The organism is Kitasatospora sp. NPDC050463 (assembly GCF_040655255.1).
GTDB lineage: Bacteria > Actinomycetota > Actinomycetes > Streptomycetales > Streptomycetaceae > Kitasatospora.
This window is the reverse complement of record NZ_JBFAJO010000019.1, coordinates 84,237-103,551: the sequence shown is the minus strand read 5'-3', so window position 1 is coordinate 103,551 and position 19,315 is coordinate 84,237. Positions and strand designations below refer to the sequence as shown.

At 74.6% G+C, this 19,315-nt stretch carries 19 protein-coding genes; 10 read left to right on the top strand and 9 right to left on the bottom strand.

Annotated features, from left to right (window positions below):
* The first annotated feature begins 39 nt into the window (after positions 1 to 39).
* From AB0J08_RS14975 to AB0J08_RS14955, 5 genes are all read left to right on the top strand, one after another.
* On the top strand, positions 40 to 1,053 hold the full coding sequence (locus AB0J08_RS14975) for a 3-oxoacyl-[acyl-carrier-protein] synthase III C-terminal domain-containing protein (RefSeq protein ID WP_360632634.1): 1,014 nt from the start codon (positions 40 to 42) through the stop codon (positions 1,051 to 1,053).
* Positions 1,050 to 1,799, top strand: a complete 750-nt coding sequence (locus tag AB0J08_RS14970; protein WP_360632631.1) for a glycosyltransferase family 2 protein — start codon at positions 1,050 to 1,052, stop codon at positions 1,797 to 1,799. Before AB0J08_RS14975 ends, AB0J08_RS14970 begins: the two co-directional genes overlap by 4 nt.
* 71 nt (positions 1,800 to 1,870) lie before the next feature.
* Entirely contained in the window at positions 1,871 to 3,349 is a 1,479-nt protein-coding gene (locus AB0J08_RS14965) for a class I adenylate-forming enzyme family protein (RefSeq protein ID WP_360632628.1), read from the top strand.
* Positions 3,346 to 4,638, top strand: a complete 1,293-nt coding sequence (locus AB0J08_RS14960) for a cytochrome P450 (RefSeq protein WP_360632625.1) — start codon at positions 3,346 to 3,348, stop codon at positions 4,636 to 4,638. The genes AB0J08_RS14965 and AB0J08_RS14960 overlap by 4 nt, the downstream gene beginning before the upstream one ends.
* On the top strand, positions 4,629 to 5,546 hold the full coding sequence (locus AB0J08_RS14955; protein WP_360632622.1) for an NAD(P)-dependent oxidoreductase: 918 nt from the start codon (positions 4,629 to 4,631) through the stop codon (positions 5,544 to 5,546). Before AB0J08_RS14960 ends, AB0J08_RS14955 begins: the two co-directional genes overlap by 10 nt.
* 46 nt (positions 5,547 to 5,592) lie before the next feature.
* On the opposite strand, the gene AB0J08_RS14950 is transcribed toward AB0J08_RS14955, so the two are convergent.
* From AB0J08_RS14950 to AB0J08_RS14940, 3 genes are all read right to left on the bottom strand, one after another.
* Positions 5,593 to 5,793: a DUF5326 family protein gene (locus AB0J08_RS14950; protein WP_360632619.1), complete on the bottom strand. Its 201-nt coding sequence runs from the start codon at positions 5,791 to 5,793 to the stop codon at positions 5,593 to 5,595.
* A 337-nt stretch (positions 5,794 to 6,130) separates the two neighbouring features.
* Complete coding sequence (gene tenA / locus AB0J08_RS14945; RefSeq protein WP_360632616.1) at positions 6,131 to 6,799, bottom strand: thiaminase II; 669 nt, start codon at positions 6,797 to 6,799, stop codon at positions 6,131 to 6,133.
* A 37-nt stretch (positions 6,800 to 6,836) separates the two neighbouring features.
* Entirely contained in the window at positions 6,837 to 7,154 is a 318-nt protein-coding gene (locus AB0J08_RS14940; protein ID WP_360632760.1) for a cupin domain-containing protein, read from the bottom strand.
* Positions 7,155 to 7,254: 100 nt separating this feature from the next.
* Between AB0J08_RS14940 and AB0J08_RS14935 the strand changes: the two genes are divergently transcribed.
* Complete coding sequence (locus AB0J08_RS14935) at positions 7,255 to 7,632, top strand: phage holin family protein (protein ID WP_360632613.1); 378 nt, start codon at positions 7,255 to 7,257, stop codon at positions 7,630 to 7,632.
* 95 nt (positions 7,633 to 7,727) lie between these two features.
* Here the strand turns inward: AB0J08_RS14935 and AB0J08_RS14930 are convergent, their stop codons facing one another.
* Complete coding sequence (locus AB0J08_RS14930) at positions 7,728 to 8,147, bottom strand: SsgA family sporulation/cell division regulator (protein WP_360632610.1); 420 nt, start codon at positions 8,145 to 8,147, stop codon at positions 7,728 to 7,730.
* 272 nt (positions 8,148 to 8,419) lie between these two features.
* On the opposite strand from AB0J08_RS14930, the gene AB0J08_RS14925 reads away from it, so the two are divergent.
* Positions 8,420 to 8,947: an NUDIX hydrolase gene (locus tag AB0J08_RS14925; protein ID WP_360632607.1), complete on the top strand. Its 528-nt coding sequence runs from the start codon at positions 8,420 to 8,422 to the stop codon at positions 8,945 to 8,947.
* A 90-nt stretch (positions 8,948 to 9,037) separates the two neighbouring features.
* Here the strand turns inward: AB0J08_RS14925 and AB0J08_RS14920 are convergent, their stop codons facing one another.
* The 4 genes from AB0J08_RS14920 to AB0J08_RS14905 form a co-directional block, all read right to left on the bottom strand.
* Positions 9,038 to 10,705 (bottom strand): globin domain-containing protein, encoded by a 1,668-nt coding sequence (locus AB0J08_RS14920; RefSeq protein WP_360632604.1) that lies wholly within the window; start codon positions 10,703 to 10,705, stop codon positions 9,038 to 9,040.
* A 225-nt stretch (positions 10,706 to 10,930) separates the two neighbouring features.
* Positions 10,931 to 12,313, bottom strand: coding sequence for a dihydrolipoamide acetyltransferase family protein (locus AB0J08_RS14915; RefSeq protein ID WP_360632757.1), 1,383 nt, complete (start codon positions 12,311 to 12,313; stop codon positions 10,931 to 10,933).
* Between the two features lie 5 nt (positions 12,314 to 12,318).
* Entirely contained in the window at positions 12,319 to 13,281 is a 963-nt protein-coding gene (locus AB0J08_RS14910) for an alpha-ketoacid dehydrogenase subunit beta (RefSeq protein ID WP_360632754.1), read from the bottom strand.
* Positions 13,282 to 13,364: 83 nt separating this feature from the next.
* A complete protein-coding gene (locus AB0J08_RS14905) occupies positions 13,365 to 14,507 on the bottom strand; it encodes a thiamine pyrophosphate-dependent dehydrogenase E1 component subunit alpha (RefSeq protein ID WP_360632601.1) in 1,143 nt (380 codons plus the stop codon).
* 148 nt (positions 14,508 to 14,655) lie between these two features.
* Between AB0J08_RS14905 and AB0J08_RS14900 the strand changes: the two genes are divergently transcribed.
* Complete coding sequence (locus tag AB0J08_RS14900) at positions 14,656 to 15,117, top strand: Lrp/AsnC family transcriptional regulator (protein ID WP_360632598.1); 462 nt, start codon at positions 14,656 to 14,658, stop codon at positions 15,115 to 15,117.
* 370 nt (positions 15,118 to 15,487) lie between these two features.
* Here AB0J08_RS14900 and AB0J08_RS14895 read toward each other — a convergent pair whose 3' ends face one another.
* Entirely contained in the window at positions 15,488 to 16,072 is a 585-nt protein-coding gene (locus tag AB0J08_RS14895) for a TetR/AcrR family transcriptional regulator (protein WP_360632595.1), read from the bottom strand.
* Between the two features lie 126 nt (positions 16,073 to 16,198).
* Between AB0J08_RS14895 and AB0J08_RS14890 the strand changes: the two genes are divergently transcribed.
* Both AB0J08_RS14890 and paaN read left to right on the top strand, forming a co-directional pair.
* Positions 16,199 to 17,467: a glycosyltransferase family 39 protein gene (locus tag AB0J08_RS14890; protein ID WP_360632593.1), complete on the top strand. Its 1,269-nt coding sequence runs from the start codon at positions 16,199 to 16,201 to the stop codon at positions 17,465 to 17,467.
* A gap of 147 nt (positions 17,468 to 17,614) precedes the next feature.
* Positions 17,615 to 19,315 (top strand): phenylacetic acid degradation protein PaaN, encoded by a 1,701-nt coding sequence (paaN, locus tag AB0J08_RS14885; RefSeq protein WP_360632590.1) that lies wholly within the window; start codon positions 17,615 to 17,617, stop codon positions 19,313 to 19,315.

Below are 19,315 nucleotides of genomic sequence, written 5' to 3'. Positions count from 1 at the left end.
CTCAGGTGGGCGCGGACCCGGGCGCCGGAGCATGGGGGCATGCACCCTGCAGCCACCGCGCGGATCGGCATCACCGCCGTCGGAGCCCACCTCCCCGCCCGCCGACTGACCTCCAGCCAGCTCCAGGACGAGGTGACCGCCGGCGGTCGGCTGCGGCTTCCGGACCGGATGTTCGAGAAGGCGACCGGCATCGTCACCCGGCACTTCGCCGCCGAGGGCGAGTACGCCTCCACCCTGGCCGTCGCCGCCGCCCGGCGCGCCCTGGCGGCCCGCGGCCTGGACCCGCTCGACGTCGACCTGCTGCTGTACGCCTCCGCCACCCGGGACGTCTGCGAACCCGCCACCGCCCACCTCGTCCAGGCCGAACTCGGTTCCAGGGCCCATGCCCTGGACGTCAGCAACGCCTGCAACAGCTTCCTCAACGGGATCGACCTGGCCCGCGCGATGATCCTGGCCGGCCGTGCCCGGCGCGCCCTGGTGGTCACCGGCGAGACGCCCAGCCGGGCGATGCGCCGCGACCCGGCCGGCCCGGCCGACTTCCGGGACGGCTTCGCCGGGTACACCTTCGGCGACGCCGGCGCGGCCGTGGTCGTCGAGCCGGTCGAGCGCGGCGGCATCCTCGACATCGAGACCGAGACCGCCTCCGAGCACTGGGCGGCCGGCGGCATTCCCGGCGGCGGCTCGCGCCACCCGCGCGGCGACGAGTACAGCTACTTCCGGGGCGGCGGCAAGGAGTTGCGCGGCGTCTTCGAGAAGATCGGCGGCTCCATCCTGACCAGGGTCGCGGCCCGCACCGGCCTCGGCTGGGACGACTACGCCCGGGTGCTGGTGCACCAGGTGACCGTCCCCTATCTGGAGCGCTTCGTCGAGCTCACCGGTGTCCCCGCGGACCGGCTGGTCCTCACCGTGCCGGAGCTCGGCAATATCGCCAGTGCCACACTCGGCATCCAACTGGAGCGAATAACACCCGAGTTGAATCCGGGCGACAAGGTGCTGCTGATCGGCCTCGGCGGCGGCGTGAGCCTGATGACCATGGTGTGGGAGGCGTCGTGAACCCCGGTACGGACCTGTGGGTGGTCGTCCCGGCCTACCAGGAGGAGGCCCGGATCGAGGACACCCTGACCGCCCTGGCCGCCCAGCGGGACCGCGCGTTCACCCTGCTGGTCGCCGACAACGGCTCCACCGACGCCACCGTGGCGAAGGTCCGGGCCTTCGCCACCCGGGCGCCGTTCCCGGTCGAGGTGCTGGTCGAGCCGGAGAAAGGCGTCGGCTCGGCGATCGACACCGGCTTCCGGTACGCCATCGCCCGGGGCGCCACCCTGCTCGCCCGCACCGACGCCGACTGCCTGCCCGAACCCGGCTGGACGGCGGCCGCCCGGGCCGGGATGCTCGCCTCCGGCGGGCTGGTCTGCGGCCGGGTCACCGCCCGCCGCGACGAACACGGGCCGGCCGGGCGCGCGGTGTTCCTGGTGCTGGTCGCGCTCGGCGCGTTCTTCGGCCGGATCCGGCCCGCGCACCGCCGCCGGCACGGCTACCGCACGCCCTACCGGATGCACGCCGGGAACAACATGGCGATCACCGCCGAGCTCTACCGGGCCGTCGGCGGCATGCCGCGCAGGCCGTCGCCCACCGACCGGACGTTCATCAACCGGGTGCGCCGCCACACCACCGCGATCGTCCACCGCCGCGACATGGTGGTCCAGAACTCCACCCGGCGGATCCGCGCCTACGGCGTGGTCGGCACCGCCCGCTGGTACCTGGAGCGCGGCGCCGGCCGGCGCTCGGTCGACGTCCGCTGAGCCGGCCCCGCCACCGCCGGGCCACCCCGGCCAGGACCCCACCGACCGACTCCCCGCTGAGGAGGGCCCCCGTGCTCGACCGGCTCGCCCACGCCCTGCGCACCGTCCACCCCGACCGGCCCGCCGTCCTCGACCGGGGCCGCACCGGCGCCACCCGGGTCCGGATCCGCCGCGGCGAACTCGCCGACCTCGCCGACCGCTACGCCGCCGCCCTGCACGCCCGCGGTCTCGGCGCCGGCGCCACCCTCGGCGTCGCCGTCCGCCCCGGACCCCGGGCGCTCGCCGTGATGCTCGCCGCCCACCGGCTCGGCCTGCGGGCGGCCGTCCTCGACCCGACCGCCGGACCGGACGTCCTGTCCGCCCGCCTCGCACTGGCCCGGCCGGACCTCGTACTCGCCGACGCCGCCGCCCAGGCGGTAGCCGGCTGGGCCGGGCCGCTGGCCCGCCGCGCCCACCTCGCCCTGCCCCCGCTGGCCGCGCTCGGCCCGGTCGCCACCCTCGGCCGCCGGCTGCCCGGCTGCGCCCCCCGGCTCACGACGGCGGGCGGCACCGGGCCCGTGCCCCGCCGGGGCGACCCCGGCACCGATGCCGTGATCGTCTTCACCTCCGGCACCACCGCCCGCCCGCGCGCCGTCGTGCACACCCGCGAGGGCCTGGCGGCCGGCCTGCGCACCGTCACCGAACTGGTCGACCTCCGCCCCGGCGGCGTCGTGCTCGGCGGCACCTTCTTCGTCCTGGTGCCGGCCCTCGCCGCCGGTGCCACCGTCGCCCTCCCGGCCCGCGGCCCGCGCGCGCTGGCCGGCCAACTCGCCCGGCTGGCACCGGCCCAGAGCTACCTCACCCCGCCGGCGCTGCGCGCCGCCCTCGGCGCCGGAGCCCGCTTCCACGGCCGGGTCTGGACCGGCTCCGCACCCGCCGACGCCGGCCTGCTGCGGCGGGTCAAGCAGGCCGGCGCCGACCAGGCCTGGGGCGTGTACGCGCTCACCGAGCTGTTCCCGGCCGCCGCCGTCGAGGAGGCCGAGAAGAGCGCCCACAGCGGCCCCGGCGACCTGGTCGGCGCACCGCTGCCCGGGGTGCGCACCGACCTCACCCCGGAGGGCGAACTCCTGCTCGCCGGCCCGGGCGCCCGGCACCGCTACCTCGGCGAGGAGCCCGACCCCTGGGTCCGCACCGGTGACCGGGCCGCCCTCGCGCCGGACGGCCGGATCGTGCTCGCCGGGCGGCTCAAGGACATGGTGCTGCGCCGCGCCGAGAACATCTACCCCGGCCTCTACGAGCCCGCCCTGCACCTGCCGGACGTCGAACTCGCCGTCCTGGTCGGTGTTGCGGCCCCCGACGCGCCGGGCGACGAACGGCTGGTCGCGCTCGTCCAGCCGCGTCCCGGCGCCGATCCGCAGCGGCTGCGCGCCGCCCTGCGGGCCCCGCTCGACCGGATGGGCGGGGCGCGGCCGGACGCCGTGCTGTTCGGTGAGGTCCCGCTGGCCGGGCGCTCCCGCAAACCCGACCGGGCGGCGGCCGCCGCCCACTGCGCCCGGGAGCTGTCCGCATGACCGGTGAGCCCACCCGCCCGGCAGCCGCCGCCCACGCCGCGGCCTGGAGCGACCCGGGAGCCTTCACCGCCCCGGGCCCGTTCACCGCCCCGGGCTCCTTCACCGCCCCGCCGCCCGCCGCCGCCAGGGCCGCGCGCCGCCGCGACCGCCGGGTCTACCTGCGCAGCCACCCCGTGCTGTTCGCGCTGCTCTGCGCCACCCGCCGCCGCCCCGTCGTCCGGCTCGGCCGCACCGTCCTGGTCCACGGCACCGAGGCCTACCGCGAGGCGCTCACCCGGGTCCCGCTCGACCGCACCGCGCCGGGCACCACCGGCGGCGCCGCCGCCCGACTCACCGGCGGGGGACTGCTGTTCGACCAGGAGGGTGCCGAACACCGGGCGGCACGCCGGGCGTTGGCGGCCGAGCTGAGCAGCGGTGCGCTCGACCGGATCCGCCCGCTCTGGCAGGCCGTGCTCGCCGAACGCGTCCCGGAGCTGGCCGTCGGATCGCTCGAACTCGTCACCCTGGCCCAGGAGTTGGCCGGGGTGACGGCCGCCGCGCTGACCGGTTCCCCCGCCTGCCCGCACACCCTCGCCCGAGCCTGCGCCGACGCCGCCGCGGCCGCCGCCCGGGACCACCTGCCCGGCCCGCGCCCGCCCGGACGCCGGCGGGCCGCCGCCACGGCTGCCACCACCGCCACCACGGCTGCCGACCTCGCCGCGCTGCTGCCCAACCCGCTCGACGCCATGCTCACCGTCGCGGCCGTCACCACCACCGTCGCCGCCCTGCCCCGGGCCGCCGCCTGGTGCGCCGACGCCGGACTCTGGCCCGGTGTCGACCCCGCCACCGCGCCCGGGCTCGCCGCCGAACTCCTCCGGCTGACCGCCCCCTCCCCGCTGCTCCCCCGGGTCGCCGCCGCCGACGCCACCCTGGCCGGCCGGCCGGTCCGGGCCGGCGACCGCCTGGTCCTGGTCGCCCGGCACGCCGCCCGGGCCCACCGGCGCAGCCCCGCCCCCGGCCCGGCCGCCACCCAGGCCGTCTTCGGCGCCGGCCCGCACGCCTGCCCGGGCGCCGGCCTCGCCCGGGCACTGCTCACGGACGTGCTGCTCGCGCTGGCCCCGTACCGCCCGGTGGTCGCCCGGGCCCGGGTCGACCGCCGCTCCGCCCTCCCCGGCTACGCGGAACTCACCCTGCGGCGCGGCGCGCCCGCGGCCCGCCCGTCCCGGCCGCACTCGTCCGGACCGCTCTCGTCCCGACCGCACTTGTCCCGGCCGCCGTCGTCCCGACCCGAGGAGTCCCGGTGCGGATAGCCGTCACCGGCGCCGGCGGCTTCTGCGGCTCGCACGTCGCCCGCGCGGCCGCCGCGCTCGGCCTCGACGTGCTCTGCTACGGCCGCTCCCCGGGCCCGGTCGGCCGCCACGTCCCCTGGGACGCCACCACCGGCGACCCCGACCTGACCGGCGTCGACCTGGTGGTGCACTGCGCCGCCGCCGTCGCCGACCTCCCCCGGGGCTCCGCCGGCGAGGCCCAGCAGTACGCCGTCAACGTCACCGGCACCGCACGGCTGCTGCGCGCCGCCGGCGGCCGCCCGGTGGTCTGGGTGAGCAGCGCCAGCGTCTACGACCCCCGGTTCGGCCGCTCCGGCGTCCTGGAACACCACCCCACCGGGGGTGGCCACCTCAACGCCTACGGGCGCACCAAGGCGGCCGGCGAACGGCTCGCGCTGGAGGCGGGCGCCGTGGTGCTGCGCCCGCGCGCCGTCTACGGGCCGGGCGACCCGCACCTCGCCCCGCAGCTGCTGGCGCGGGTGCGTCACGGCCTGCTGCTGCTCCCCGGCGGCGACGTCCGGATCAGCCTGACCGCCGTGCAGAACCTCGCCGACGCCTGTCTGGCCGCACTGGGCCTGACCGGCCACGCCTGGACGCCCGGCGCGTACAACATCGCCGACGACCGGCACTACCGGCGCGACGACGCCGTCCGCCGGGTGCTCGCCGCGCACGGGGTGCGGGCCCGGATCCGCCACGTGCCCGTTCCGCTCGCCCGGCTGGCCGCCCGCACCGGCCGCATCCCCGGTCTGACCCCGTACGCGGTCGACCAGCTCGCCACCGGCATCACCCTCGACCTCGCCCGCTCCCGTGCCCAGCGATGGCGACCGGCCTGGGATCTCGACAGCGTCCTGCCGCTCTGCCGGGCCGCCGCCGCGTCCGCGAACGACTGACGCCCGCACCCCCGAGGGGGTACGGGCGCGGGGCCGGCCGTACGGCTCAGCTCTTGGCGGCCTTCTTCACCAGGATCACCACGGCCGCGGCGATCCCGACCACCACCAGCAGCTTGACGACCAGGCTCAGCAGCGCGCCCACCACGCCGAAGACGAATCCGATGACGTTCCACGCCAGGATCAGCACCAGCACCGGGACGACGATGTTGCGCACCCACGAGGGCAGCGACTTCCAGAACTCAGCCATGTCCGTTCCTTCTCTCCCCTCGGGCCGGCTGCCGTCCGGTGCCGCATCCCGCTTGCTTCGATACGTCGATCGTACGGTGACGTACGGGCCGGAACGAGAGCCAACGGCCCGGAGAGAACCCGGAGATCACCCCTACCCCGGCCCCCGGGGACACCCCTGGGGGAGCGGCCCGGAACGGGCCCGGAACGGCCGGGATTCCCGGGGACGGGCGGCGGGGACGGCACACCCCCGGCACCCCCCGGCACCCCCCGGCGCAACCCCGGCCCAGCCCCGGGGAGATCGCCCGGTCGGCGTCGGAGCGGCGTCGGAGGGGTGTCGGACCGGCGTCGGACCGGCGTCAGACCGGCCAGGTCTCGCCGCGCCAGGCCGCGTCCCAGAACATCCACTCGTACCGCGAGGTGGTGGTGAAGTGCTCCACCACCCGGCGGCGTTCGGCCGGGGAGATCTCCTCGCCGAGCCGGTCGGCCAGCGCGAGGACGCGCCGCACCACGGACTGGAACGCCTCGTCGCCGTAGGTGGCGATCCACTTGGCGTACAGCGGGTCGGGGGAGCTCCTGGCGAGGAGCTGGTCGCCGACCCGGGCGTAGATCCAGTAGCAGGGCAGGACGGCGCCGACCGCCTCCGCGAAGGAGCCGCCGTAGACGGTGGCCAGCAGGTAGCTGGTGTAGGCCCGGGTGGTGGGCAGGACCGGCTCGGCGGCGGCCTGTTCGGCGTCGGCGCCGAAGGCCGTCATGAACTCCGCGTGCATGCCCTGCTCGGCCGCCAGCGCGCCGACCGCGTCGTCCGCGAAGGCCCGCACGTCCTCCTCGCCGGGCGCCTTGGCGGCGCAGACGGCGAGCGCGCGGGCGTAGTCGCGCAGATAGTGCGAGTCCTGGACGACGAAGTGGCGGAACGCCTCGCGCGGCAGGGTTCCGTCGGTGAGACCGCCGATGAAGGGGTGGTCGAGGATCTCGGCGTAGATCGGCTCGATCGCCGCCCAGAGTTCTTCCGTCAGGCTCAGGCTCATGCCCCGACCCTAACCGGACCGGTCCGGGCTCCGGCCGTCAGTCCTCCGGCGGGGAGAACACCACCAGGACCCGCAGCTCCTCGGTGATGTGGTGGAACCGGTGCGCCACCCCGGCGGGGACGTAGACCACGGTGCCGCGGGCCACCGTCGTGGTCTCGTCGCCGACGGTCAACTCGGCCCGGCCGCTGACCACCTGGTAGATCTCGTCCTGGTCGTGCGCGGTCTGCGGGTCGGTGGCGCCGGGGGAGAGCGCGTAGAGGCCGGCGGACATCCGCGGCTCACGCAGGAAGCGCAGATAGGCACCGTCGTTGGCGGCACGCTCGGCGTCCAGTTCGTCCAGCCGGAACAGCTTCACCGGGGCTCCCTCGTCGTCCTGGTCCGGGTCCAGGGGCATTCAACACCAATCATGACCGCCGGATCTTCCCCCGCCCCGTCCGGCCTGCGACGCTGGCCCCATGAAGGGTTTCGTCATCAAGACACTTATCAACGCGGCCGCCATCTGGGTGGCCGCCTGGATCGTCTCCGGCATCACGCTGACCGGCGACGACTGGCAGCACAAGACCCTGACGGTGATCGCCGTGGCGCTGATCTTCGGGGTGGTGAACTGGCTGATCAAGCCCGTGGTCAAGCTGTTCTCGCTGCCGCTGTTCATCCTCACCCTGGGGCTGATCACCTTCGTCATCAACGCCCTGATGCTCTGGCTGACCTCCTGGGCCTCGGACAAGCTCGACCTGAACTTCAACGTCCACGACTTCTGGGCGGCGCTGTTCGGCGCGCTGATCATCAGCCTGGTCTCCTGGGGGCTCAACCTGGCGCTCGGCGACGACGACTGAGCAGGCCCGCCCCCCGCGGTCCGGCGCGCACGACGACGCGAAAGGGGCCCGCCGCCCGGTTCCACACCGGGGGCGGGCCCCTTCGGCCGTGCCGGTCACCTCTCGCAGCCTCCCAGGATGTCGGCGAGCTGGGCGTCGATCTCCCCGCCGGTGAGTTCCTGGCCCATCGGCACCAGCCGGTCGGTGCGCGCCAGGAAGGCGATCAGCGGCGGCGCGGAGGAGCGCAACAGGGCATCCCCTGCGGGGGAGTGCAGCACGATGCAGACCTCCGAGAGCTCCCCGCCGACCGGGTGGACGTGCACGTCGCCCTCGCCCGCCGGCCGGCCGATCCCGTCGAGCAGCAGTTCCCGGGCGAAGACCCAGGTGACCGGGGCGTCGCCCGGCAGGTGGAAGGTGAGGCGGACCGCGTACGGGTCGGCGGGGTCGTACTCCAGGTCGACCACGATGCGGAAGGAGAGCTCGGCGGAGACCACGAGCCTCATCACCAGGTAGCCCTGGACTGTGCTGTGCTGCATGGCGCCAGTACCTCTCGTTCTGAAACGGCCGTCGTCGCGACCACCGAACCGACGGCTCTCATGTGCGATTCGATCCATATATTCCTTTGAATCAAAGGAGCAAGGAGAGTTCTACTGGATATTTTCAAGATCCTCTCCAGGTTTGTCTTTGTGAACCACGATCCATCAGCGCCGTGAGCGCTCCCCGAACGGACGCACCCGAGCAGGCACGAGTTTCGGCCCCGTCAGCCCGAGGGAGACTCCCGCACAACGCTCCAGCCCCGGAGGTGGCCATGCGCACCCCGCCCCGACCCGTCGTCAAGCGGACCGCACGGGCGATCCTGCTGGAGCTGGACCCGGCCGATCCCCACGGACCGGCCTCGATCGTGCTGATCAAACGCACCCGGCCCGGCTCCCCGCACCCGTACTGGATCACCCCCGGCGGCGGGGTCGAGAACGACGACCGCACGGTGACGGACGCCCTGCACCGCGAGGTGGACGAGGAACTCGGCGGCAAGGTGGTGGACGTCGTCCCCGCCTTCGTCGACACCATCAGCCACACCCACCACGACGACGGCACCCTGCTCCACCCGCACGGGGTCAAGGTGCAGCACTTCTTCGTCTGTCGGCTCGCCTCGATGGACCTCGCCCGCCGGCACGGGCCCGAGGTGGACGAGCCGAACGGCGAGTACGAGGTGGTCCGGGTGCCCTTCACCCGGGAGGGCGTCACCGCGGTGAACGTCGTCCCGCCCAGCCTGCGGGCGTACCTGGCGGCCAACATCGAGGGCGTCCGCGCGCTGCTCGCCCCCGACTTCGGCTGACGGGGCCCCGGTCGCCCCGGGCGGCCACCCCGTCCGGCCACCCCGGCCGTCTCGCCAGGCCGTCTCGTCCGGCCGCTCGGTCCGGACCGTTCAGCCTGCTGCCAGGTCGCCGACCAGGTCGTGCCGGATCCGCTCCGGCGCGACCCCGGCCCGCAGCAGGACACCGACCCCGCGCCGCACCATCGCGGCCGGCCCGCCGAGATACGCCTCCCGGCCCACCCAGGGCCCGAACCTGCCGACCACCTCCGGCAGTTCACCGGTGAGCGGAGCGCCACCGACGGCCGTACCGCCGGCGTGCGGTCCCGGCCCGGACAGCACCGGGTGCACGGAGAGCCAGCGGTGGCGCCCGGCGAGCGCGCGCAGCGCCTCCAGCTCGTACAGCTCGGCGGCCTGCCGGGCACCGTAGAAGACCTCGACCGAGCGGCCCCCGGCGCCGTGGTCGGCCACCTCCTCGACCAGCGCCTTGATCGGGGCGATCCCGGTGCCGCCGCCGAGGCAGAGCAGGTCCGCCCCCGCCGCGTGGTCGACGGTCATCGTGCCCGCGGCCGGGCCGAGCCGCAGCACGTCCCCCGGCGCGGCCCGGTGGACCAGCGCGTTGCTCACCCAGCCCGCCTGGACGGCCTTGACGTGGAGGGTCAGCAGGCCGTCCGGCCGGGGCGCGGAGGCGAACGAGAAGTACCGCCAGACCCGCGGCCACCAGGGCGTCTCCAGGCTGGTGTACTGCCCGGCGCGGAACGGGTAGGCCTGGTCGGGGCGGAGGGTGAGCACCGCGATGTCCGGGGTGCGCAGCTCGTGCCCGACCACCTCGGCCTGCCACCAGGGCGGCGAGGTGCGGGCGTCCCCCTCGGCGGCCTCGATCATGATCGAGGAGACCAGCCGGTAGACGCGGCGCCAGGCCAGCTCGGTCTCGGCGTCCCAGCGGTTGCCCGCGTACCGGGCCAGCGCCGCCACCAGGCACTCCCCCACCGGGCCGTAGTGGCCGGTCAACGTGCCGTACCGGCGGTGGCCGCAGCCGAGCGCGCTCAGGTAGGTGCGCAGACCGTCCGGGTCGCCGGCGTTGCGGGCGGCCATCAGCAGGGCGCGGAAGAGCCGGTCGCGCTGGACGTCCATGGCGGCCGGAAAGAGTGCGCGGACCTCCGGGTGGTGCAGGAAGATCAGTGCGTAGAAGTGCGCGGTGGCCCGGTCGGCGACCGGTTCGACCACGGCCAGGCTGGCCCGGATCAGCTCGATGTCCCGGGCGGTGGGCGGCTGTTCGGCCTCGTCGACAGCGGAGACCGGGCCGGCCCCGGCGGCATCGACCGGCGCGGCCGCGAGGGCGGGCACCGGCGTGGGCACCGGGCCGGGCCCGGCGAGGGCGGGCGGCCGGGCGAGGTCGCCCGAGCCGGTCCAGTTGAGGCCCGGGGCCCGGGTGAACAGCGGCTCGATCGCGGGCACGGGCTGCCCGGTGGGCGTCGACGGCGCCGGAATCGCGGGCGGCTCGGCCGGCGGGTCGGGGATCGCCGACCGCGGCGGTGCGGCGGGGGCCGGCCCGAAGGCCACCGGGGCCGGGGGCGCGAGCGCGGCGGACACCGGCGGGAGGTCCGGCGGGTCCAGCGGCATCGGCGGGAGGCCGACCGGGGCGTCCGGCCCGCTGCCCGAGATGGTGTCCGGGCCGGGGCCCGACCCGGCGTCCGGCGAGCCGTCCGGCATGCCCGGAACGGCCGCGGCCCGCGCCGAGCCGTGTCCGGTGCGGACCAGGAGAGTTCTGCGGGACTTCACCGCAGCGTTTCGAGTACCCAAGAGAATCGTTTCGCCTCCGGCCGGCCTGTGCCACCACCTGGCTTCTTCCTGCTGACGCCTAGGCAGCGTGGCACGCCCGAAGTGCTCATCCGACAAATCGCGCGAAGCGCGGACACCCGCCCCCCGTACGCGCTACTCTCGCTCGATCTGCGGTCGCCCTGGGTGTCCGGGCAGCCACCCAAGGCGACTGCCCGGACTCCACGGTCACAACTGCCGCAGCAACATGCCCGGTTGCTCGACGCAGTCCGCGACGAACCGCAGCAACCCGCCCGCCGTACCGCCGTCGCAGACCCGGTGGTCGAAGGTGAACGACAGCTGGGTCACCTCGCGCACCGCCAACTCGCCCTGGTGGACCCAGGGTTTGGCGACGATCCGGCCCACACCGAGCATCGCCGCCTCGGGGTGGTTGAGGATCGGGGTCGAGCCGTCCACGCCGAACACCCCGTAGTTGTTCAGGGTGAACGTCCCACCCGTGAGTTCGGCCGGAGTGAGCACACCCGTTCGGGCCGACTCGGTCAACCGTCCAAGCTCGGCACCGAGTTGCTCGGTGCTCAGCCGCTGGGCGTCCCGCACGACCGGGACGACCAGACCTCGCTCGCCCTGGGCGGCGAAGCCCAGGTGCACCGACGAGTGCCGCAGGATTCCCGAACCGTCCTCGGTGACACTGGAGTTGAGCTCGGGGAAGCGGGCCAGCGCCACCGTGCAGATCCGGGCGAGCAGCGCCAGCACACTCACCTTCGGCCCGGGCGTGGCATTCAACTGACGTCGCAGCGCCATCAGTTCGGTGGCGTCCGCGTCCACCCAGCAGGTCGCCGCCGGGATCTCGCGGTGGCTGCGGGTGAGCTTCTCGGCTACCGCCCTGCGCAGGCCGCGCAGCGGAACCACCTCGGCCCCCGCCGGCACACCCACCGGCGGGTGCGCGCCGGCGTGCAGCGGCGCCCCGGCCGGGGCAGCACCCGAGGCCAGCGCCGCGACCGCCCGTTCGACGTCCGCACGCATGATCAGGCCGTCCGGCCCGCTGCCGGTCAGCGTCGTCAGATCGATCCCGTGCTCCCGGGCCGACCGCCGGACCAGCGGCGAGATCACCGGCACCACCACCGGAGCGGCCGCGGCCGCCACCGGAGCAGCCGGCGCCTGCGGGGCACCCACCGCGGCCGACGCACCCGTCACCACCGCCGTCACCACTGCCGTCGCACCGGCCGTCGCACCGGCCGTCGCACCGGCCGTCGAACCGGCCGGAGCCCCGACCCGGCGCCGCCGGCCGCCCCGGTCCGGCTCCGCGACTCCGTAGCCGACCAGCGGGCGCTCCACCTCGGCGGCCGGGGACGGCGCCCCCGCGGCCGGCGACACCGCGACCGTCACCAGCGGCGCACCGACCGCCACCTCCTCGCCCGGCTCGCCGTACCGGGCGGTGACCACCCCGCCGTACGGGCAGGGCACCTCGACCACGGCCTTGGCCGTCTCCACCTCCACCACCGGCTGGTCTACGGCGATCACCTCGCCGACCTCGACCATCCAGCGCACCACTTCCGCCCCGGTGAGCCCCTCACCGAGGTCGGGCAGGGTGAACTCGCGCACGACGGGCATCATCCTCAGACCTCCCACTGCAGCCGGGCGACCGCGTCCAGGATCCGGTCCACCCCGGGCAGGTGGTGGTGCTCCAGCATCGGCGGCGGGTACGGGATGTCGAAACCGGTGACCCGTAGCACCGGTGCGGCCAGGTGGTGGAAGCAGCGCTCGGTCACCCGGGCGGCGATCTCCGCGCCGGTGCCGCCGAAGCCGGTCGCCTCGTGCACCACCACGGCCCGACCGAGCGAACGCACCACCCGGCAGACCGTCTCGTCGTCGAACGGCACCAGGGTGCGCAGGTCGAGCACCGCGAGGTCCCAGCCCTCGGCCTTGGCCGCCTCGGCCGCCTCCAGGCAGACCGGCAGCGAGGGACCGTAGGTGATCAGCACCGCCGACGTCCCGGACCGCCGCAGGACGGCCCGCCCGATCGGCTCGACCGGCGCCGCCGGGTCGAACTCCGCCTTGCCCCAGTACAGCCGCTTGGGCTCCAGGAAGACCACCGGGTCGTCCGAGGCGATCGAGGCCCGCAGCAGCCCGTAGGCGTCGGCCACCGTGGCCGGCGTGACCACGTGCAGGCCGGGAGTACTGGCGTAGTACGCCTCGGAGGCGTCGCTGTGGTGCTCCACACCGCCGATGCCGCCGCCGTACGGGATGCGGACGGTGATCGGCAGCGGCAGCCGGCCGGCCGTGCGGTTGCGCATCTTGGCGACGTGCGAGAAGAGCTGCTCCAGCGCCGGGTAGGCGAAGGCGTCGAACTGCATCTCGACCACGGGGCGCAGCCCGTACATCGCCATGCCGATCGCGGTGCCGAGGATGCCGGCCTCGGCCAGCGGGGTGTCCAGGCAGCGGTCGGCACCGAACTCGGCGCCCAGGCCGTCGGTGATCCGGAAGACCCCGCCGAGCGCGCCGACGTCCTCGCCGAGCACGTGCACGGACGGGTCCTCGCGCAGGGCGTCCCGCAGCGCGGAGTTGAGCGCCTGCGCCATGGTGGCGGTCCGCGGGCCAGCCGGGGAGTGCCGCACGGCGGGCCGGCCGGGGGCGGGGGCGGGCGACGAAGGGGCGGTGTTGCTCATGGGTGCTGCACCTCGGCCTCGGCGGCCAGCTCGGCGGACAACTGGGCGGCCTGCTCCCGCAGTTGCGGAGTCGGCTCGGCATACACATGGGTGAACAGCGCCATCGGGTCCAGCACCGCGTCGGCGTGGAACTCGGCCCGCATCCGGGCCGCCAGCGCCTCCGCCTCGTCGGCCGACTCCTGCACCAGGGCGTCGTCCAGCAGGCCGAGCCGGCGCAGGCCGCGCTCCATCAGCAGGATCGGGTCGTGCTCGCGCCAGGCGGCCACCTCGGCGTCGTCCCGGTAGCGGGTGGCGTCGTCGGCGTTGGTGTGCGCCTCGATGCGGTAGGTGAGCGCTTCGACCAGGGTCGGACCACCGCCGGTCCGGGCCCGCTCGACCGCCTCGGTCAGCACGCTGTGCACGGCGGGCGCGTCGTTGCCGTCCACCAGCCGGCCCGGTATGCCGTAGCCGACCGCCTTGTGGGCGAGCGTCGGCGCGGCGGACTGCGCGGTGAGCGGGACGGAGATCGCGTACCCGTTGTTCTGGACCAGGAAGACCACCGGGGCGTTCAGCACGGCGGCGAAGTTCAGCGCCTCGTGGAAGTCGCCCTCACTGGTGCCGCCGTCGCCGAGCAGCGCCAGCGCGACCACCGGATCGCCGCCGAGCCGGGCGGCGTGCGCCAGTCCGACGGCGTGCGGGGCCTGGGTCGCCAGCGGGGTGCAGAGCGGCGCCGTCCGGGTCGCCACCGGGTCGTAGCCGGTGTGGGCGTTGCCGCGCAGCAGGGTCAGCGCCTCCAGCGGGTCGACGCCGCGGGAGACCACCGCGAGGGTGTCGCGGTAGCTCGGGAAGAGCCAGTCGCGCTCGCCGAGCGCCAGCGCGGCGGCGACCTGGCAGGCCTCCTGGCCGGTGGACGCCGGGTAGACGGCCAGCCGGCCCTGCTTGGTCAGGGTGGTGGCCTGCTGGTTGTAGCGGCGGCCGACCACCAGGCGGCGGTACAGCTCCCGCAGCAGCGCGGGGTCGTACTTCTCCAGCTCGGGGGTGCCGAGCACGCGGACCGGTGAGGCGTCCGGAAGCAGCGGGGCCGGGTCACTGCGCGGGGCGGTCGCCCCGGGTAGCCAACCGGGCACCGCCGTGTGGTGTCTGTGGTCGAGAACGGTCATCTCGGGCACCTCCAGGGGTAGCGGGGGCTCCCTACCGATTGTTCGGTCGTCTGTTCATCTTGACCAGAAGCGTGACAAGGTGCTGGACAATCGGCCCGGGTGGCGGTCGACTGATGGCAGTGCGTCCAATCCTTGGGGGTGGGGGGTCATGTCGGCTGAACAGACGTCCAGACTCGACCGTGTCGACCGGGCGATCCTGCGGCTGCTGCAGCAGGACGGTCGCGCGTCGATCCGCTCGGTGGCCGAGCGGGTCCATGTGTCCAGGGCGAATGCGTACGCCCGGATATCCAGGATGGTCGAGGACGGCGTCATTCGCGGCTTCACCGCCCGGGTCGACCACGAAAAAGCAGGTCAGGGTGCATCCGCCTACGTCACCCTGAAGATCGTGCAGAACTCCTGGCGGACGGTGCGCGAGCAACTGCTGGAACTGCCCGGCGTCGCGCACATCGCCCTGGTCGGCGGAGACTTCGACGTCCTGCTGCTGGTGCACACCGACGACAACCACGCCCTGCGCGAGCTGGTGCTGGGAAGCATCCAGTCCATCCCGCAGGTGCTCGGCACCCGCACCATGCTGGTCTTCGAGGAGACCGACCAGGTGCCGCCTATTTGATCGCCCGCTCGCCTCCGGGCCGCTTGATCCGGTGCCGACGGTCGGCGCTCCGTCGCTCCTTCGTCGCTCCCGCGCTTCTCCCTTTCGGCACCGGCGCGGCCCTTCGGCTCGGGGCGGATTTGGCGCGGGGCGGGGGTCACTACGGGTGGGGCGGGGCTGGGGCTTCGGAGCAGGGGCTGGGGTTCAGGCGCCGGGGCCGGGGTCACTACGGGTGGGGCGGGGCTGGGCTTCGGAGCCGGGGTTGGGGTTGGGGTTCAAGCGCCGGGGCTGGGGTTCAGGTCCTCCGGCTTGCCGGGGTGCCGGGGTGCCGGGGTGCCCTTTCGGGACGGAGATGCGGCCCTTTGGCGCGCGGTTCCTCGCGCCGAAGGGCCTATCGGGCCCGGAGGCCGTCGAAGGCCAGGTGGACCACCGCGTCCGCGACGCCGTCGGCCGCCTTGAGGCCCGGCCGGTACCACTCCACGATCGAGTTGATCATGCCGAAGAGCAGCCGGGTGGCCAGCCGGGGCTCGACGTCCGCCCGCAGTGAGCCGTCCGCGACGGCGGCCCGCAGCAGCTCGGCCACCTGGTGGTCGAAGTCCCGGCGGCGCTCCAGCGCCCACTGCTCGGTGGCCGTGTTCCCGCGCACCCGAAGCAGCAGGGTGACGTACGGCAGCTCGGTCAGCAGCACCTCGGCGGTGCGCCGGACCACGTGCTCCAGCCGCTCCACCGCCGGGCCCTCGACCGCGCCCGGTTCGGCGAGGATGCCGAACAGCCCGTCCAGGGCCCGCCCGACGGCCAGCCGGAGCAGCTCCTCCTTGCCCCGCACATGGTGGTAGATCGAGGACTTGGAGATCCCGGCCGCCCGGGACAGGTCCTCCATCGACGTGCCGTCGTAGCCGCGTTCGTTGAAGACGTCGACGGTCACCGCGAGCAGCGACTCCACGGTGTACGCGGTACGCGTGGTGTGATCGGCCATCCTCCGAGTATCCCCGCACCCGCTTCGCCGGATGCGCCGGGGTCCGTCGGCCCGCACCGACAGCGCGGGCGACGGCCTAGAATCTGCGGACCAGCGTCCATGGCCAGCAGGGTGGGGTCCAGTCTGATGAGCGCAATACCGGCAGTCGCCTCCGATGTGCCCGAGCAGCGCAGCGAGGAGCCGGGAGCCGCGGCGAGGACCGGCCCGCGCGAACGTGCCCGCGCCCTGGTCCTGCGGTTCGGGCCGGCCGTCTGGTGCTACGCGGTGCTCAAGCTGCTCGGCTTCACCGTCTTCATGAAACTGCTCGCCTACTCGGGCGACTACGTCAAGAAGCACCCCCGGTTCGGCGGCGGCGCGAACCCCTGGGACGTGCTGGCCAGCTGGGACGGCTGGTGGTACCAGCAGATCGCCCAGTTCGGCTACCACCCGGCGCTGGTCCCGATCCCCGGCGGCACCCCCGGGTTCACCATCGAGCAGAACTCGGCCGCCTTCTTCCCGCTCTACCCGGGTCTGATGCGGCTGGTCTCGGACGGCACCGGGCTCGGCCTGTACGGCGCCGGGATGCTGGTCTCGGTGGTGGCATCGTTGTTCGCCGCCGCCGGGATCTACGCGGTGGTGGACCGGCTGGCCGGCCCGCGCGCGGGTGTGATCGCGGCCGGGCTCTGGGCGATCGCCCCGGGCTCCGGCGCCGAGTGGGCGCTCTACTCGGACTCGCTGTTCGTCGCGCTCGCCGCCTGGGCCTGCTACTGCGTGATGACCAGGCAGTGGATCGCCGCCGGCGTGATCACGCTGGTCGCCGGCCTCAACCGGCCGACCGCCGCGGCGCTGATCGGCGCCGTCGGCCTGGCCGCGCTGGTCGAGCTGTACCGGCGCGAGAGCGGCGTCCTGCGCCCGGTGACCGCGATGCTGCTGGCCCCGCTCGGCCTGCTCGGCTACGTCGGCTGGGTGGGCTGGCGGGTGGACGACTGGGGCGGCTACTTCAAGCTCCAGCACGACGCCTGGCTGCACTACTTCGACTTCGGCCGGGGCACCTTCGAGGCGATCCGCGGCGTGCTGCTGGGCCGCTCGGACTATCCGTTCGCCTGGCCGGTGACCGACCTGCTGGCCACCCTGATCGTGCTGACGCTGCCGGTGCTGATCGTGCTGCTGATCCGGCTGCGCCCGCCGCTGGTGCTGACCGCCTACACGCTGGCCACCATCGTCTCGGTACTCGGCAGCCTGGGCATCTTCGGCAACACCTCGCGCTACCTGCTCCCCGCGTTCCCGCTGCTGATCGCCCTCGCGGTGGCGATGCGCAAGCTGAGCTGGCCGGTGCTGGCGGCGGTGCTCGGCACCGGCGCCCTCGCCTCCGGCTGGTACGGCGGCTACGTCATATTCGAGCTCGGCATCCCGTAGACCGGTACCGATCCGACTTCGGGGGCGCGTCCGTTCCGGGCGCGCCCCCGCGCGTCTGCCGGACCGGATCCGCGCACCCTCTTGAGCCGACCGATCGTTCGGTTACTCTGTGACGTGTCCCGTCCTCCCCTCTGAGGAGCGCACACCATGTCCGCAGCGGTCACCCACCCCCTCGTCGCCGAGCTGGTCGCACGCCACCAGGCCACCCTGGACGCCGCGCTCGCCGCCGCCGCGTCGCGCGACTACTGGTCGCCCTACCCCGAGTTCCCGAAGGCGTACGGCGAGAGCGGCGCCGCTGACGGCAAGGCCGCCTTCGAGGCGCTGCTGAACCAGCCGTTCGCCCTCGACGGCCACCCCGCCGACGGCGACCTGATCGGCGGCGAGGCCTCCCCGTACGGCGTCGAGCTGGGCGTCGGCTACCCGCACGCCGAGCCGGACGCGCTGATCGCCGCGCTGACCGCGGCCCGGCCCGGCTGGGCCGCCGCCACCCCGCTCACCCGGGCCGCCGTCTGCCTGGAGATCCTGGCCCGGATCAACGCCCGCTCGCACGAGTTCGCGCACGCGGTGATGCACACCACCGGCCAGGCCTACGGCATGGCCTTCCAGGCGGGCGGCCCGCACGCCCAGGACCGCGGCCTGGAGGCGGTCACCTACGCCTACGCCGAGCAGACCCGGCTGCCCGCCAGCGCCGGCTGGACCAAGCCGCAGGGCAAGCGCGACCCGCTGGTGATGACCAAGGAGTTCACCGTCGTCCCGCGCGGCCTCGCGCTGCTGATCGGCTGCAACACCTTCCCCACCTGGAACGGCTACCCCGGCCTGTTCGCCTCGCTGGCCACCGGCAACCCCGTCCTGGTCAAGCCGCACCCGCGCGCCGTGCTGCCGCTCGCCCTGACCGTGCGGATCGCCCGCGAGGTGCTCGCCGAGGCCGGCTTCGACCCCAACCTGGTCTGCCTCGCCGCCGAGCACGAGGGCGGCGCCGTCGCCCAGACGCTCGCCGTCCGCCCCGAGGTGAAGCTGATCGACTACACCGGCTCCACCGCCTTCGGCGACTGGCTGGAGGAGCACGCTCGGCAGGCCCAGGTCTACACCGAGAAGGCCGGCGTGAACACCGTGGTCGTCGACTCCACCGACGACTACCAAGGCATGCTGAACAACCTGGCCTTCTCGCTCTCCCTCTACAGCGGCCAGATGTGCACCACCCCGCAGAACCTGCTGATCCCGCGCACCGGCATCGACACCGACCAGGGCGCCAAGTCCTACGACGAGGTGGTGACCGACCTCGCCGGCGCCATCGACGGCCTGCTCTCCGACGACGCCCGCGCCGCGGCCGTGCTCGGCGCCGTCGTCAACCCCGGCGTGCTCCAGCGCACGGTCGCCGCGGCCGGCGGCGAGTACGGCGAACTCGCCCTCGCCCCGCGCGTGGTGGCCTCGCCCGAGTTCCCCGCCGCCACCGTCCGCACCCCCGCGCTGGTCAAGCTGGACGCCGACAAGCCGGACGACCGGGCGGTCTTCCGCAGCGAGTGCTTCGGCCCGGTCTCCTTCGCCGTCGCGGTGGAGTCCACCGCCGCCGCGGTCGAGCTGCTGCGCGACACCGTCCGGACCCAGGGCGCGATGACCGCGGCCGGCTACACCACCTCGCCCGAGGTCGAGGCCGCCCTGGTCGAGGCCGCGCTCGACTCCGGTGTCTCGCTCTCGCTCAACCTCACCGGCGGCGTGTACGCCAACCAGACCGCCGCCTTCTCCGACCTGCACGGCACCGGCGCCAACCCGGCCGCCAACGCCGCCTACTGCGACGGCGCCTTCGTCGCCAACCGGTTCCGCACCGTGGAGATCCGCCGCCACAGCTGA